The following is a 16,023-nucleotide window of genomic DNA, read 5'->3' on the forward strand; positions in this document are numbered from 1 at the left end:
TAAGCCAAAATTCTTTTTTTGTTAAATAATTTTTAGAGGTAATCTCTTTTTAATCAAACTTTATAGTTACAATATAGTTTTTTTGTATTTAGGTAAAACTAAAATTTCTCTAATATTTTTAAGATTTGTGTAATCTAAATAATTATAAAGTTTTATCATTAAAATTATATTATTTAAATAATACGTGTTAAGATAGGGAAAATAATGTAAATCAATTTTTTTATTTATGTAAATTTAATCTTTTTTTTAATAAATACAATATAAAAGAAATATTTAAGGGTCTTATTATCGCTCTATTTAAAAGATTAATTTTACAAGTTAACTTGTGTTGATTCTCTATATAAATGAATCAAAATAAAATGATTATGAGTTTAAAAAAAACAAAAGGTAGCAATATAAAATTGCTACCTTTTTTAGGTTGTTATGTGTTTAACGCTATTTTAGAACGTAAAAAGAAGAAATAATATTAAGAAAATATTTTGTCAATTTTTTCTTTCTCTTCTTCTGCTAAAGCAGCATCTACTAAAATACGTCCACTATGTTCGTCAATCGTAATTTTTTTTCTGTTAGCAATTTCCAATTGTACTTGTGGTGGAATTGTAAAATACGAACCTCCAGAAGCACCACGTTCAATAGCAACAACAGCTAAACCGTTTTTTACTTTATTTCTAATTCTAGTATAAGCTGCAAATAAATGCGCATCTAATGATTCAGAAAATTCTTCAGATTTTTTTGCTAATAATTTTTCTTCTTTTTCAGTTTCTTTTAAAATAGCATCTAACTCCGCTTTTTTATGACCTAAATGTTGGTCTTGTTTAGCTAATTTTTCTTTAGTTGCATCAATTACTTCGTTTTTCTGAGCAATTTTAGCTTTATACTCATTGATTCTTTTTTCTGCTAATTGAATTTCTAATTCTTGGTATTCAACTTCTTTAGCTAATGAGTCAAATTCTCTGTTATTTCTAACTTTCTTTTGTTGCTCATCATATTTTTTCATTAACTCTTTAGATTCTTCAATAGCCAATTTTTTATTGTTTATATCAGTTTCTAAATTTGTAACTTCTACTGCTAAATTAGATAACCTTGTATTTAAACCGGCAACTTCATCTTCTAAATCTTCAACCTCTAAAGGTAATTCTCCTCTAACGTTTCTAATTTCATCAATCCTAGAATCGATTAATTGTAGGTCATATAATGCTCTTAATTTCTGTTCAACCGAAATTTCTTTCTTCTTTGCCATGTTTATATATAATAAATTGGATTTGTACTTTTTTGCGATAAAATGACTGCAAAATTAGTGAATTTTTTTGTAAGATAATCAACCAAAAGGTTTTTTGTAAACTGTTCACTTTCATAATGACCTATATCTGTCAATAAAATACTGTTTTCGGCTTTAAAAAAATCATGATATTTAAAATCAGAACTAACATAAGCATCCGCTCCAGCTCTTTTTGCATTAGAAATTGCAAAACTTCCTGACCCTCCTAAAACGGCAACTTTTTTAATTTTTTTGTTCATTAATGCTGAATGACGTACACAATCAGTTTTCATGGTTTGTTTTAGATACTTTAAAAACTCGTTTTCATTCATTTCTTTTGATAATTCACCTATCATTCCCATCCCAATATTCTGATGAATATTTTCTGTAGTTAAAATTTGATATGAAATTTCTTCATAAGGATGATTTTCTTGCAAAGCTTTTAAAATTGCAGTTTCATTTTTACTTTCAAAAACAATAGAAATTTCTACCTCTTTTTCTGTATGAAGTTTACCTTTTTCTCCTAAAGTGGGGTTAGAATTTTCATTACCTCTAAAAGTACCTTTACCTAAAATATTAAATGAACAATTATCATAGTTTCCAATACTACCTGTATTTGCAGCAAAAAGTACCTTTCTTAATTCAGGAGCCTCTTTTTCTGAAACATAAGTAGTTAGTTTTTTGATAATCCCTTTTTTAGGAATTAATATTTTAGGGTTTTGTAACCCCAAAACTTCACACATTTTAGCAGAAACTCCGTTTTTACTATTGTCTAAAGCTGTATGTGTTGCGTAAATTGCAATGTCATTTTTAATTGCTTTTAACACAACACGTTCTACATAATTCTTCCCATTTATTTTTTTTAATCCACTAAAAATAATGGGGTGAAAACTAACAATAAGGTTACAGTTTTTAGCAATAGCTTCATTCACAGTTTCCTCTAATGTGTCTAAAGTTACTAAAATACCAGTTATTTTTGTAGTATAGTTGCCAACTAAAAGACCAACATTGTCAAAATCTTCAGCATAATTTAATGGCGCAAGTTCCTCTAAATAATTTGTAATATCCTTTACAATCATTTTGTAAAATTTGTATGAAAGTCAAAGTTAACATTTTCCATTTATCAATCCATAAAAATGACTTATTTTCGTGCAAATGAAGTTTCTCAGATTTTTATTATTTCCGTTTTCAATTTTATACTTTTTGATTACATCAATAAGAAATATCTTATTTAATATAGGTGTTTTAAAAGAAACTTCTTTTGATACACCAATTATAATTGTTGGTAATTTAAGTGTTGGAGGAACAGGGAAAACTCCACAAATTGAATATTTAGTAAGATTATTAAAGAATAATTTTAAAGTTTCTGTATTAAGCAGAGGATATAAACGAAAAACAAAAGGGTATGTTTTAGTAGATAATTCTCATACTTTTGAAGATGTTGGCGATGAACCTTTGCAGTATTTTAAGAAGTTTAGCTCTATTAATGTTGCTGTTAATGAGAATAGAGTAGAGGGTGTACAAAAATTATTGTCAGAAAAAGAACAAGATGTTATTTTATTGGACGACGCTTTTCAGCATAGAAAAATAAAAGGAAGTTTTTATATTTTGCTAACTAAATTTAACGATTTATTTGTTGATGATTATTTGTTACCAACAGGAAATCTAAGAGAAAGTAGATCAGGAGCAAATAGGGCAGATGTAATTATTGTTACTAAATGCCCATTGAATTTGGAAAAAAGAAGACAGAAGGTTATTAGAAACAGATTGTTAAAATTTAATAAACCAGTATTTTTTACAAGTATTTCTTATGCTAATACTATTGTTGGAGAAAAAAATATAAATATTAATGATTTAAAAAAGTATCAAGTTTTATTAATTACTGGTATTGCTAATCCATTGCCTTTGGTAACCTTTTTAGAAGAAAAAGAAGTGTTCTTTAAACATTTAGAGTTTTCTGACCATCATAATTTTACAGAAGCTGAAATTGTTAAAATAGAAAATGAATTCAATACAATTAAAGGAGATGATAAAATAATTTTAACTACTGAAAAGGACTATACAAGACTTTTTGGTAAAGTAAAAAAACTTAACTACATAGAAATTGAAACTGTATTTTTAGATCATAAAAATGAAGAATTTAATGATATTTTTAATGTTCATATACAAGAAAACCAATGTTAATACATTGGCTTTCTTTTTTTGATTTTTGTTAGAAGTATAAAGTTATCTTCATAGTTTTTTTGACACAATATAATATATAAAGTCACAGTTTTATTATTGGTATTATTTTTGATACTTTTGAAGAAAATAATATAAGATGAGAAAAATTATAAGTTTTTTTATTGGTTGCTTTTTTGTGTCATTTACAAATTTTGCGCAAGAAGATATTGTAACTTCTGTAGATGAGATAGAGAGTGAAGTGGTGCTAAATTGGTCGGAAAATTATAAAAAGGCTTTAAAACAATCAAAAAAAGAAAATAAACCAATTTTAATTTATTTTACGGGTTCAGATTGGTGTGGTCCGTGTCAAGTTTTAGATAGAGACCTGTTTCATACTGAAAAATTTAAAGCTTTCTCTGAAAAAAGTTTAGTTTTATTAGAGGTAGATTTACCAAGAAGGGTAGATTTACTACCAACAAATAAATTAAAAGAAAATTACTATTTAAAGAGTAAGTATAATGTGACCTCTTTTCCAACTTTGATTGTTATTAATGATAAAGAAAAGATAATTGGACAAAGAAAAGGAGTTATTTTAACCGAGTATTATTACCCTTTCTTTGAATCTGTAATTAATAAGTATTAATCCAATTTTATTATAAAAAAAACCGAAGCAATTTGCTTCGGTTTTTTTTATGATTTTTTTTGTAAAAAATTATTTTTGATTTACAACTCTAAAAGTAGTTCTTCTGTTTTTAGCATGTTCCGCTTCAGAACAAGTTACACCATCAGAACATCTGTTTAATAACTTAGACTCTCCAAAACCATTACCTGTTAATTGGCTAGATCTAATTCCTTTAGAAATTAAATAGTTTGTTACAGCATTTGCTCTTCTTTCAGATAAATCTTGGTTAGATGCTTTAGATCCTCTCATATCAGTATGAGACTCAATTGCAACAGCTACTCCAGTTTTTAATATTGGTAATAATCTAGTGTCAATAATTCTTTTAGCAGCAGAAGTTAAAGTAGCGCTTCCTAAGTTCCAGTTAATTGGTAAAGGAGTATTGTCTACTAATTCACATTTTACTTCTTTCCATTCACTTAAACCTCCTTTAGTAACTAATACTTCTTTAGATACAGATTTATATTTTGCAGGTACAGTTACTTCTTCTTTCCAAGCATCTTTTACTAAAACTGTTTTTTTAATGCTTCCATATACTGCAGGAACTTCAATAGTTCTTGTAGTTTGAGGTTGTGCTATAACTTTAGTAGTATAAGTTTTGTTAAAACCTGGAACAGGAGTAGATTCTGTTGTTGCATCAGAAGCAAGTACTGTTAAAGGAATTGTTTTATACTCAGCTGGCACTGGTTTAAAACACCAGTATCTACAATCATTTGGGTCATCAGAAGTACAATCTGGTTTTTTATCACTCATTTGCCAAACTGCAGATTCAGATTTAGTTTCAACTGTTTCAGAATCTTTACCAAAACGAGCCTTAATTACACTTAATTTATTAGCGTCTTCTTTAGCTGTATAAGTTATTGTTTTAGTTTCCCAAACTTCAGGAACAACTTCTAAACGCTTATATGCTTCTTTTATCAAAACTTTTTCAGTAACAGTTTTGTATTCAGCAGGGTGAGTAACAATTGTTTTATACTCAGGTGCAACTTGTATAGATACACTTTCGTTTTTCCATACTTCTTCTGTTTTACAAAGTACATAGCATTTTCCTGGTTCAGGGTTAGGTGGTAAAGCTTGTGAGAAGGCAATAGCGCCAATCATCATAAATAGTCCAGTTGATAAAATTTTTTTCATTTTAATTAGTTTTAATTATTAGTATTCATTGTTTAGACACAATCTTTTTTCAAAGTCACTTTATTTCTTAAATGTATTAAAAAAAAGCCAAAACAAAATTGTTTTGGCTTTAAATTTTCTTTTTTTTAAAAAAATTATTTTTGATTTACAACTCTAAAAGTTGTTCTTCTATTAACAGAGTGTTCTGCTTCAGAACAAGTTACATTATCAGAACATTTATTTAACAGCCTAGATTCTCCATAACCTTTTGCATATAGTTGAGTTCTATTTATGCCTTTAGATATTAAATAATCAGTAACAGCTTTAGCTCTTCTTTCAGATAAATCTTGATTATCACTAGAACTACCTCTCATATCGGTATGAGATTCAATAAATACAGCAACACCTGTATTTAAAATAGGTAATAATCTTGCATCTATAATACGTTTTGCACCGTCATTTAAAGTTGCGCTAGAATAATCCCAATTGATAGGTAAAGGAGTGTTGTCAACTAAGGTGCAATCAACAGATTTCCAAGATGTTAGCCCTCCTTTTTGTACTAAAATTTGTTTTGTTATTGATCTGTAAACTGCAGGTACAACAACTTCTTCTGTCCAAGCATCTTTAACTAAAACCGATTTTGTAATCGTTTTATATTCAGCACTAGTTTCTACAATTAAAGTTTTTGGCTTTTTAACCATAACTCTTTTGTTATATGTTCTTTTTATACCTGGCACAGTAACTTTTACAACTTGCGCGTCGCTTATTAATTTTTCTACAGGCATTGTTTTAAACTCTGCTGGAGAAGGTTTATAACACCAATATCTACAATCATCAGGGTTGTCAGATTCGCATCCAGGCATTTTTTCACTCATTTGCCAAGAAGCAGAAGCGGCTTTGGTTTCTACAGTTTCAAAACCATGATTAAAAATTGCGTCTTTAATTTCAAGTCTTGTTCCATCTTCTTTTTCATAATAAGTAACCTCTTCATTACCCCAAACAGCAGGAACAATAGTTATTTGTTGGCCAGCTTCTCTAATTAATACTCTTTCAGTAACTGTTTTGTATGAAGCTGGGTGAGATACTATTTTTTTATATTCAGGAGCAACAGCTACATTTACTGTTTCATTTTTATAAATATCTGGAGTTTTACAACGTACATAACATTTACCTTCTTCTGGATTTTCTGGTAAGTCTTGACTAAAAACCAAAGCACTTAACAATAAAAAACATGTATTGATTAAATATTTTTTCATTTTTAAAATTATTTTTTGAGGTACACTTAAATGTTGCGTCAAAAGTACTAAAAACATTGATAAGTTGATAAACTATAATCAGAAATTATAGCTTATTATAGAATAAACTTTTTATTATCCCGTCAGAAAGCCCAATTTTTGGAACATAAATTTTTCTTGCGCCACTCCATTTCATTGCTGAAAGGTAAATTTTTGTTGCTGGTATTATAACATCTGCTCTATCAGGGTTTAAACTCAATTCAGATATCCGTTCTTGATAACTCATTTGTTTTAAAAACTGGTATTGAGCGTTTAAGTAAATGTAAGAAATTGGTTTTCCTTCAGTTCTACCAGACATTTTAAATAGTTTGTTGATGTTTCCACCAGAACCAATTAACGAGATTTTTTTTAATCCAATTGTATTTTTTTTAATCCACTTTTCAACGTCAGTAAAAATTTCTTTATTCTTAGATTTTTTATTGTTTAATACTCTAACAGTTCCCATTTTAAAAGACTTAGAGTTGATTATTTTGCCATTAGAAAAAATGGTAAACTCTGTGCTTCCACCACCAACATCTACATATAAATATGAGTTATCTCCTTCAATTAACGAGTTTAAATCTGTAAAAGATATAATTGCTGCTTCTTCTTTTCCACCAATTATATCAATTTTTACACCAGTTTTAGTTAATATTTTTTCTGCAATTTCTTTTCCGTTTTTAGCCTCTCTCATTGCAGAAGTAGCACAGGCTTTATAACGTTCTACTTTATGAATCTTCATTAATAGCTTAAATGCTTCCATAGCATCAATCATTCTAGCAACGTTTTCATCACTAATAATTCCATTAACAAAAGCATCTGCACCTAAACGAATTGGAACACGAATTAATGCTGATTTTTTAAACTGAGGTTCTTTGCCTTTTGATACAATAACATTTGATACTAATAATCTTATTGCATTAGAGCCAATATCAATGGCAGCAAATTTTTTAATTTCTAACAATTCTTTATTTATGATTTTTTGGCATTTCTGCCATAAAAGTTTTTCCTTTTTTTATGTTTTTCCAATGGTTTTCTTCAAACTCTATTCCAATTACACCACAAGTTGCTACGTGTGCAATTGGTTTGCTACCAAATTTATTAACAAAAGTATTAATACCATGATCATGACTAAATATAATAGCAGAATTAAAATCATCATCTAACGCTTTAACGGTTTTTACCAAGTATCCATCACTAAAATTATAAAGTTGACGTCTAATTTTCAGGTTAGATAAAGGGTATTTAAAGTTTTCACAGAAAATAACCGCGGTGTGTAAAGCTCTATTTGCGCTACTTGAGATAAAGACATCAGGTCTTTTAATTTCTTTTGATAAAAATTTAGAAATTAAATGAGAATCTTTTATTCCACGTTGTTTTAAAGGTCTGTCAATATCTTCAATTTCTTTATATTTCCAAGAAGATTTTGCATGCCTAACAATGTATAACGTTTTCATTGAATTTTGTTCTTTAATTGTAAATATAAAAAAATTATGATGCTAACCTTTCTAATTTCCAATAAAAATCTTTTGTTAAGGTGTACCTAATTCTGTCGTGCATCCTATTTGGTCTTCCTTGCCAAAATTCAATACTTATAGGTTTAACTAAATATCCGCCCCAGTGTTTTGGGCGCGCAATTTTTTCTCCTTTAAATTTATTTTGAAATGTAATTAAATTTTGATCTAATTCTTTTCTAGAAGATATAACGTTGCTTTGGTTTGAAGCCCAGGCACCTAACTTGCTACCATCTGGTCTTGACTCAAAATAATCGTCAGATAATTTTTCTGATAATCTTTCAGCTTTTCCTTTGATAATAATTTGTTGTTCTAGTTTAGGCCAAAAAAAAGATAAGCACACATTGTTGTTATTATCGATGGCTTTCCCTTTTTCTGAATTATAGTTGGTATAAAAAATAAAACCATCCTGATTATATTTTTTAAGTAAAACAACTCTATTTTTAGGAAAACCATCTATGCCTAAAGTAGAAATTGTCATTGCATTTGTTTCATTAATGAGGTCAGAATTATCTGCATTTAGAAACCATGTTTCAAATAATTCTAATGGGTTTTCTGGGCAATTACTTTCTAAAAGTTCTTGCTTTTCATAAGATTTTCGATAATTACTTAAGTCTTTTGACATTTTTTTTAATTGAATATATATCTAATTCCAATAGAGTTTCTAATACCTGAATTATCAGTTTTATCTGCAAAATGATATGCGGTTTCTAAAACCAAAGCAAAATTTCTAACTGTTTTTAATGGCGTAATTTCTATTTGAAGTGGTAAAAAATAACTTTCCAAAAAGTTAATATTTTCGGAGTGAAAAGGATAAGTAGAACCCCCAAACCCTAAATTTAAATTGTATTCTTCTTTTGAAATTATTTTGTAAAGTAAGCTTAATTCTGAGTTAAACTCTATTCCAAGATTATCATTAGCTCTTAATTCTACTTGAATTTTATTAGAAAATTGGTAAGATAAACCGATTTCAGCATCAAAATATCCAGTAATTTTTAATTGACTAAAAACTGTAGATGATATTAAGATGATAAACAGAAAAAATGTTTTTTTCATTTTAAATTTTTCTTTTAACAAATATAAAAGAATATTTATTTTAAAACGTTTTAAGCTATTTTTTTATTAAAAAAATAAGCAAAATTTTATGTAAAAAACAGATTGCTATTTGTTTGATTTTTTAATCATAATTAATCCAATAAATGTAATTGCTCCGTTTAAGATTAAAAGTGAGAAACCGAAGTCGAAATTAAAATGTTTTAAGCACAGGTAATTCATAAAAAAAGTTAAAAACGGCGATAAAACACATATTACTGGTACTAAATTGTCTTTAACTTTAAGGGTTGTAAATAAACCAAAGGCATATAAGCCTAATAAAGGCCCGTATGTATAATTTGCAAATGTGAATATTTTTGCAATCACACTTTCATCTGCAATAAAATATTTAAAAATTAAAATAGTTGCAATTAATACGAATGAAAATAAAACGTGAATTTTCTTTCTAATTTTTTCTTGTTCAGTTTTATCTTTCTTTTTATCAATTTCTAAAATATCTATACTAAAAGAAGTTGTTAGTGAGGTTAAAGCAGAATCTGCGCTAGAATAAGCAGCAGCAATTAAACCTAATAAAAAGAAAATAGCAGTTGCTAGACCTAATGTTCCTTTTGTAGCTATTATTGGGAATAACTCATCTTTATGTGCATCTATTCCGTTTTTTTGTGCATAATCTGTTAAAAGTACTCCTAAAGCTAAAAAGAAAAAGTTAACAATCACTAAAACAATGGTAAACCAAAACATGTTTTTTTGTGCATCTTTTAAATTTCTACAGGTTAGGTTTTTTTGCATCATATCTTGATCTAAACCTGTCATAACAATAGCAACAAATGCACCAGCTAAGAAACGTTTCCAAAAATAATCGCCTGTTTTTATATCATCAAAAAAGAAGGTTTTAGAAAGTTCACTATCAGCAACATAAGTAAATATATTGCTAATTTGTAGTTCGGCAGAAATTGTATAAATACATACTCCAACAGCAATTAGCATAAATAAGGTTTGTAGAGAGTCTGTCCAAACAATCGTTTTTATCCCTCCTTTAAAAGTATAAAGCCAAATTAATAAAATAGTAATTGTTACTGTTACCCAGAAAGGAATTCCGTAGGCATCAAACAATAATAATTGCAATACGTTTGCTACTAAAAATAATCTAAATGATGCGCCAATTGTTCTTGATAATAAAAAAAAACCAGCTCCTGTTTTGTAAGAATTTTTACCGAATCTGTCTTGTAAATAAGTGTAAATTGATGTTAAATTTAGCTTGTAATAGAGTGGAAGTAGTACAAGACCTATTACGGCATAACCAACAACATACCCCAAAACCATTTGCATATAACTCATGCTTTGTGCTTCTACCCAGCCAGGTACAGATATAAATGTAACTCCAGAAAGTGAAGCTCCAATCATGCCAAAAGCAACTAAATACCATGGAGAAGAGTTATTAGCCTTAAAAAAAGTGTCGTTATTTGCAGATTTACTTGTGATAAATGAGATGAAAATCAACACAGAAAAATAACTTGCTATTAATAGTAAAATATGAATTGGTTGCATTGTGAATTTTGAGTAATAAATTATGAATTACGAATATATGTTTTTCTATCTTCTTTTTGTGATTTGATAATTGATAATTCGTAATTTTGTTGCTTATGGATTTTTCGTCAAAATTATTAGAAAATGCAGTAAATGAAGTTTCTCGTTTACCAGGAATTGGAAAGCGTACAGCTTTACGTTTAGTTTTGCATCTTTTAAAACAACCTAAAGATAATACCACTTTTTTATCTGAAGCTTTGTTGCATTTTAGAAATGATGTAAAAAAATGTAGTAAATGTTATAATATTTCTGATACTGAACTTTGTGAAATATGTAATAATCCAAAAAGAAATTCAGAAATTGTTTGTGTTGTTGAAGATATTAGAGATGTGATGGCTATTGAAAGCACCTTGCAATTTAAAGGTTTATATCATGTTTTGGGAGGTAAAATTTCTCCTATTGAAGGTATTGGGCCACATAATTTAGAAATTGAATCTCTTATTAATAAAGTTGAATCTGGTGAAATTAAAGAGTTAATTTTTGCTTTAAGCTCAACTATGGAAGGTGATACAACTAATTTTTATATTTATAAACAGATAGAAAAATTTAATATTACAACATCAACAATTGCCAGAGGAATTTCTGTTGGGGATGAATTAGAATATGCAGATGAAATTACACTAGGAAGATCTATTTTAAATAGAATCCCTTTTGAACAAAGTATAGGGAATTAATTTTCATTATTTTCTAAAACCTCCTTTTCTGCTTTTTCCCAGGATTTTTTTTCTCTAATTTTTTTGTAGAGTTTAATTCCTAGCATCATTAGAATTCCAAAAAGTATAATTCCTACAACTCCCCAAATCCAATTTATTGCACTTTTTAAAGTAACTAAAAATACAATTGCAAATAAAATTATAGTAGCAACTTCATTCCAAATTCTTAATTGTAAAGCAGAGTATTTAATAATGTTTTTTTGTAGTTGACTAAATATTTTTTGACAAGAATAATGATAAAAATATAAACCTAAAACAAAAGCTAATTTTACATGCATCCAAGGTTCTGATAAGTAGTAAGGGTTTTTGTATAACATCCAAAAAGCAAAAATACTAGCTAAAATTGCAGAAGGCCAGGTAATAATATACCACAATCTTTTACTCATTAATTTGTATTGGGTTTGTAAAATTTCTTTAGCGGGTTCTAATTTTTTTTCTGCTTCAACATGATAAATAAAAAGCCTTATAATATAAAATAACCCGGCAAACCAGGTTACAACAAAGATGATGTGTAATGCTTTTACGTATAGAAAATCCATAATTATGTATTTACTTTTTTAGTTTTTATAATCGTTAGCAAACAAGTCTAGCACTGATTGAAATAACATACTTTTTATTGTTCTTTTATATGTGTCATTGCGAGGTACGAAGCAATTTGTTTCTAATTATGAGATTGCCATAGTTTACAAAAAAGTAAACTTTGCAATGACGGAAATAAAAAGATATAATGTTAAGTTGTAAAATAACTTCTAATAAAATTATTTATTTTTCCAATCATTAATCCATTTTACCATAACATCGACCCAATCATCATTGTCATTCATACAGGGTATGTGTTTGTAATCTGTTCCTCCAGCTTTTAAAAATTCCTCTTTTCCTTCCATGGCAATTTCTTCTAAAGTTTCTAAACAGTCAGAAACAAAAGCAGGAGTAATTACTGCTAATTTTTTCTTTCCTTCGGATGGAAATTTCTCTAATTCAAAATCTGTATAAGGTTTTAACCAAGGGTCTTTTAATAAACGAGATTGAAATGAATTGCTGTAGGTGCCTTCTTTTAAATTTAGTGTTTTTACAATTTCTTTTGTGGTTTCAAAACATTGATGTCTGTAACATGTATGATGTGCTACAGAGTTGCGTTCGCAACAAGAACCGTCAATTTTACAATGATTATTTGTTGGGTCAGATTTTTTAATATGACGTTCTGGAATTCCGTGATAAGAAAATAGAATATGATCGTATTCGAATCCCTTTAAGTGATTTGCTATATTATTACTCATCGCTTTTATGTAGTCAGGTTTGTTGTAAAAAGGAGGTAGTGTGTCTAATTTTATTTGAGGATATTTCTCTGCTAAAATTTGTTCAGCTTTTACAACAACACTTTCGTAGGAAGACATAGCATAATGAGGGTATAATGGAGCTAAAAAGATTTCAGTTACACCTTTTTTAATCAGGTTTTCGATTCCTTTTTCCATAGACATAGAGCCGTAACGCATGGCTAATTCCACAGGAATATCTACTTTTTCTTTTACCTTTTTTGTAAATCTTTCAGAAATTACAACCAAAGGAGAACCTTCATCCCACCAAATTTTTTTGTAAGCCGCTCCAGATTTTTTTGGACGTGTTTTTAAGATAATACCTTTTATAAGTAAAGAACGTTTCCAGTAGGGGATGTCAATTACTCTTTCATCCATTAAAAATTCGCCTAAATACTTTTTAACATCTTTTGTTTCTGTTGAATCTGGCGATCCTAAATTGTTTAATAATATACCTTTCATTTTATGCTGAATTTATTTCAGTATTTTTTTTAATTATTTTTCAATTGATTGGTTACTTCATATAATGAAATAGCCAAACTATGTATTACATTCATGCTAGAGTTTCTGCCAAACATTGGTATAGAAACTGTATAATCTGCTAAATCAATATTATTAATTCCATTTCTTTCACTGCCTAAAAGTAATACTATCTTTTGATGATTTTTAAAATTAAAATCTTGAATTTCAATACTATTATCAGTAATTTCTATTCCAATAATTGTGTTGTTTTCTTCTTTTAATTGATGAATTACTTGTTGAAAATCATCATAAAAAGCGTGTTCTATTTGATTGATTGTGTTTCTGGCAGTATTAATAACCTTTCTGTTTTCTAATGATGGAGAGTTTGTATGTAAAAATATTTTTTGCACACCAAAACTTTCAGCAATTCTAAAACACATTCCTATGTTTTCAGGTGTTCTAATAGCGTCACAAACAATGGTAATAGGAAATTGTTTTTGATTGTTTTCTATGTCGTTGTGTGATAATTGTTTCATTTTGTTTATGATTACAAACCTGTAAATAGTTTATTTATTTAGGCTTATTACATACTGTTTAGGTGTTGTGCCAAATTTCTTTTTAAAAGCTGCTATAAAATGGCTAGCAGTGCTGTAGCCAACCTGTAACCCCACTTCGTTAACATTGTATTGGTTGCTTTCTAATAAACGACGGGAATGCTCCATTTTATAATCAAACAAAAAACTATAAACCGTATCTCCGTAAATTTGTTTAAATCCTTCTTTTAATTTTTTTAAACTCAAACCAATTTCATTTGCTAGTTCTTGTAAACTTGGTGGTTCAGACATTCTATCTATAATAATATCTTTTGCTTTTCTTATTTTTAAAACATTTTGTTCATCTACAAGAAAAGGGCAATATTCACCATCAGCTGTTTCATCTTTTTGAAAATGTAAACTTAGTAACTCATAAATTTTACCCTTTACATATAAATCTCTTATTGAGCTATTGCTATTAGAATTTATAATTTGTTGTAAAACAATAGAAACCATTGGTTTTATTTCGGTGTCATCGTAATATTTTTTGTTACTGTTTTCATCACTTAAAAAAGGAATATAACCTGCTTCTTTAGAAAATAATGAATGAAATTTTTTAATAGAAATTAATAGTGAAACAAGTGTGGTTTTTGGTCTAATCTCTAAATTTATAGGTAATTCTCTTTGCGGATTATACAATAAAATAGATCTGTTATCTAGTACGTCAAAAGTGTATGCGCTATTATTAAATTTGAATTTAGAATTGCCTTTTAAACAAAAATGAATTTGAATAAAAGAGCTATCAATTTCTCTTACAAAATTTTGATTTTCTTTGCTTTCATTCTGAAAATGAAGCAAATAAAATCCGTTTTCTAGATTTATTTCTTCAAAAGTACTTTTGCCGACATTTTTTATCATACAAATTGCATTAATTAAATCTATTTCTATTTAGAATCATTCTATATAAAAATAGTCAAAGATGTTGATTTCATTACAAAAATAACGTTTTTTAGATGTATTTAAAATAAATTAGATCTAAAAAACATATAACGATATAAAAAGTACTTACAGCGATATTTTTATCTGATTGAAGTTTTTACTTTTGACGTGTTTTAAAAAATACATGATAGAAAGTAAACAAACAAATTTTTACAACATTGGTGTTAGTTATAAAAAAGCTGATGGTCATATGCGTGGTAAGTTTTCTCTATCAAAAGAAAATCAAGTTATTTTATTGGAAGAGGCAAAACATGCCGGTTTTGATGGGATTTTTGTTTTGTCTACATGTAATAGAACAGAAATATCTGGTTTTGCAGAACATCCTTATCAGTTAATTCAATTATTGTGTAAGTTTTCTGAAGGAACGGTAGAAGAGTTTGCTAAAATTTCTAATGTTTATAAAGATAAAGAAGCAATTAATCATCTTTTTAGAATTGGTACAGGATTAGAAAGCCAAATTTTAGGAGATTATGAAATTGTAGGTCAATTAAGGCAATCTTTTAAACTTGCAAAAAAATGCAATACTACAAATGCTTATGTAGAAAGGTTGTTAAATAGCGTAATGCAGGCAAGTAAACGTGTTAAAAACGAGACTAAAATAAGTTCTGGTACAACTTCAGTTTCTTATGCTGCAGTACAATATATTATCTCAAATTTATCAGATTATAATTCTAAAAATATTTTGGTTTTTGGTTTAGGTAAAATGGGAAAACATACTTGTAAAAATTTAGCAGAATACACGCAAAATAAATCGGTTTGTTTAATTAATAGAACAGAAGAAAAAGCAACAGAGTTTGTAAAAGAGCATCCTTCAATTAGAAAATCTACAATTAATAATTTAGATGCTGAGGTTGAAAAAGCAGATGTTTTAATAGTGTCTACTGGTGCAGAAAAACCTACCATTACTCAAAAAAATATAAAACAAGGGAAAAAAATATTGGTTTTAGATTTATCTATGCCAGAAAACGTTGCCAAAAATATTACTGATTTTAAAAATGTAAAGTTGGTAAATGTGGATGAACTTTCTAAAATTACTGATGAAACTTTAGAAATTAGAAAACAAGAAATTCCGGTAGCAGAAACTATTATTGAAACGCATAAAACTGAGTTTAATGACTGGTTAAATCATAGAAGATTTACCCCGGCAATTAATGCTTTAAAAGAATCTTTAGAAAATATTAAAAAAGACGAAATTGCTTTTCAAAAAAAGAAAATTAAAAACTTTGATGAAAATCAAGCAGAAATCTTAACATCACGTTTTATCCAAAAAATTACAACACAGTTTGTAAAACATTTAAAAGATGAAGAAATCTCTGCTTCACAAAGTATTCAAGTGATGAAAAAGGTTTTTCAAGCCTAACA

The 16,023-nt window shown here is 27.9% G+C and carries 17 protein-coding genes; 4 read left to right on the forward strand and 13 right to left on the reverse strand.

The features are described from left to right. Nucleotides 1-466: 466 nt before the first annotated feature. Nucleotides 467-1,240 carry a hypothetical protein gene (locus tag Q0733_RS02975; RefSeq protein ID WP_298778784.1) on the reverse strand — a complete coding sequence of 258 codons (774 nt, stop codon included), beginning with the start codon at nt 1,238-1,240 and terminating at the stop codon, nt 467-469. A 2-nt stretch (nt 1,241-1,242) separates the two neighbouring features. Beyond that, nucleotides 1,243-2,337: a Nif3-like dinuclear metal center hexameric protein gene (locus Q0733_RS02980; RefSeq protein WP_298778786.1), complete on the reverse strand. Its 1,095-nt coding sequence runs from the start codon at nt 2,335-2,337 to the stop codon at nt 1,243-1,245. Nucleotides 2,338-2,413: 76 nt separating this feature from the next. On the opposite strand from Q0733_RS02980, the gene lpxK reads away from it, so the two are divergent. Both lpxK and Q0733_RS02990 read left to right on the forward strand, forming a co-directional pair. Next, on the forward strand, nt 2,414-3,442 hold the full coding sequence (lpxK, locus tag Q0733_RS02985; protein WP_298778788.1) for a tetraacyldisaccharide 4'-kinase: 1,029 nt from the start codon (nt 2,414-2,416) through the stop codon (nt 3,440-3,442). Between the two features lie 136 nt (nt 3,443-3,578). Beyond that, nucleotides 3,579-4,064, forward strand: a complete 486-nt coding sequence (locus Q0733_RS02990) for a thioredoxin family protein (RefSeq protein ID WP_298778789.1) — start codon at nt 3,579-3,581, stop codon at nt 4,062-4,064. 69 nt (nt 4,065-4,133) lie between these two features. Here Q0733_RS02990 and Q0733_RS02995 read toward each other — a convergent pair whose 3' ends face one another. The 7 genes from Q0733_RS02995 to Q0733_RS03025 form a co-directional block, all read right to left on the reverse strand. Beyond that, complete coding sequence (locus Q0733_RS02995; RefSeq protein WP_298778790.1) at nt 4,134-5,234, reverse strand: OmpA family protein; 1,101 nt, start codon at nt 5,232-5,234, stop codon at nt 4,134-4,136. A gap of 134 nt (nt 5,235-5,368) precedes the next feature. After that, nucleotides 5,369-6,469, reverse strand: coding sequence for an OmpA family protein (locus Q0733_RS03000; RefSeq protein ID WP_298778792.1), 1,101 nt, complete (start codon nt 6,467-6,469; stop codon nt 5,369-5,371). Between the two features lie 85 nt (nt 6,470-6,554). After that, nucleotides 6,555-7,451 (reverse strand): exopolyphosphatase, encoded by an 897-nt coding sequence (locus tag Q0733_RS03005; RefSeq protein ID WP_298778794.1) that lies wholly within the window; start codon nt 7,449-7,451, stop codon nt 6,555-6,557. A gap of 4 nt (nt 7,452-7,455) precedes the next feature. Then, on the reverse strand, nt 7,456-7,944 hold the full coding sequence (locus Q0733_RS03010) for a histidine phosphatase family protein (protein ID WP_298778797.1): 489 nt from the start codon (nt 7,942-7,944) through the stop codon (nt 7,456-7,458). Nucleotides 7,945-7,978: 34 nt separating this feature from the next. Then, nucleotides 7,979-8,626: a pyridoxamine 5'-phosphate oxidase gene (pdxH, locus tag Q0733_RS03015; protein ID WP_298778799.1), complete on the reverse strand. Its 648-nt coding sequence runs from the start codon at nt 8,624-8,626 to the stop codon at nt 7,979-7,981. A 5-nt stretch (nt 8,627-8,631) separates the two neighbouring features. Beyond that, nucleotides 8,632-9,057, reverse strand: a complete 426-nt coding sequence (locus tag Q0733_RS03020; RefSeq protein ID WP_298778802.1) for a hypothetical protein — start codon at nt 9,055-9,057, stop codon at nt 8,632-8,634. A 105-nt stretch (nt 9,058-9,162) separates the two neighbouring features. Further along, entirely contained in the window at nt 9,163-10,602 is a 1,440-nt protein-coding gene (locus tag Q0733_RS03025) for a sodium:solute symporter (protein ID WP_298778806.1), read from the reverse strand. Nucleotides 10,603-10,697: 95 nt separating this feature from the next. Here Q0733_RS03025 and recR point away from each other — a divergent pair, with 95 nt between their 5' ends. Further along, the gene (gene recR, locus Q0733_RS03030; protein WP_298778809.1) at nt 10,698-11,315 is read left to right on the forward strand and encodes a recombination mediator RecR; all 618 of its coding nucleotides are present in this window, start codon (nt 10,698-10,700) and stop codon (nt 11,313-11,315) included. Here recR and Q0733_RS03035 read toward each other — a convergent pair. The 4 genes from Q0733_RS03035 to Q0733_RS03050 form a co-directional block, all read right to left on the reverse strand. Next, entirely contained in the window at nt 11,312-11,893 is a 582-nt protein-coding gene (locus tag Q0733_RS03035; RefSeq protein ID WP_298778812.1) for a CopD family protein, read from the reverse strand. The genes recR and Q0733_RS03035 overlap by 4 nt on opposite strands. Before the next feature lie 219 nt (nt 11,894-12,112). After that, complete coding sequence (hemH, locus tag Q0733_RS03040; RefSeq protein ID WP_298778815.1) at nt 12,113-13,129, reverse strand: ferrochelatase; 1,017 nt, start codon at nt 13,127-13,129, stop codon at nt 12,113-12,115. A 29-nt stretch (nt 13,130-13,158) separates the two neighbouring features. Beyond that, on the reverse strand, nt 13,159-13,665 hold the full coding sequence (locus tag Q0733_RS03045; protein WP_298778817.1) for a TrmH family RNA methyltransferase: 507 nt from the start codon (nt 13,663-13,665) through the stop codon (nt 13,159-13,161). Between the two features lie 30 nt (nt 13,666-13,695). Continuing rightward, the gene (locus Q0733_RS03050) at nt 13,696-14,580 is read right to left on the reverse strand and encodes an AraC family transcriptional regulator (RefSeq protein ID WP_298778818.1); all 885 of its coding nucleotides are present in this window, start codon (nt 14,578-14,580) and stop codon (nt 13,696-13,698) included. Nucleotides 14,581-14,785: 205 nt separating this feature from the next. Between Q0733_RS03050 and hemA the strand changes: the two genes are divergently transcribed. Next, nucleotides 14,786-16,021, forward strand: a complete 1,236-nt coding sequence (gene hemA / locus Q0733_RS03055; protein ID WP_298778821.1) for a glutamyl-tRNA reductase — start codon at nt 14,786-14,788, stop codon at nt 16,019-16,021. Nucleotides 16,022-16,023 lie beyond the last annotated feature (2 nt).

The sequence above is a fragment of the uncultured Polaribacter sp. genome (assembly GCF_947500975.1).
Classification (GTDB): Bacteria; Bacteroidota; Bacteroidia; order Flavobacteriales; family Flavobacteriaceae; genus Polaribacter.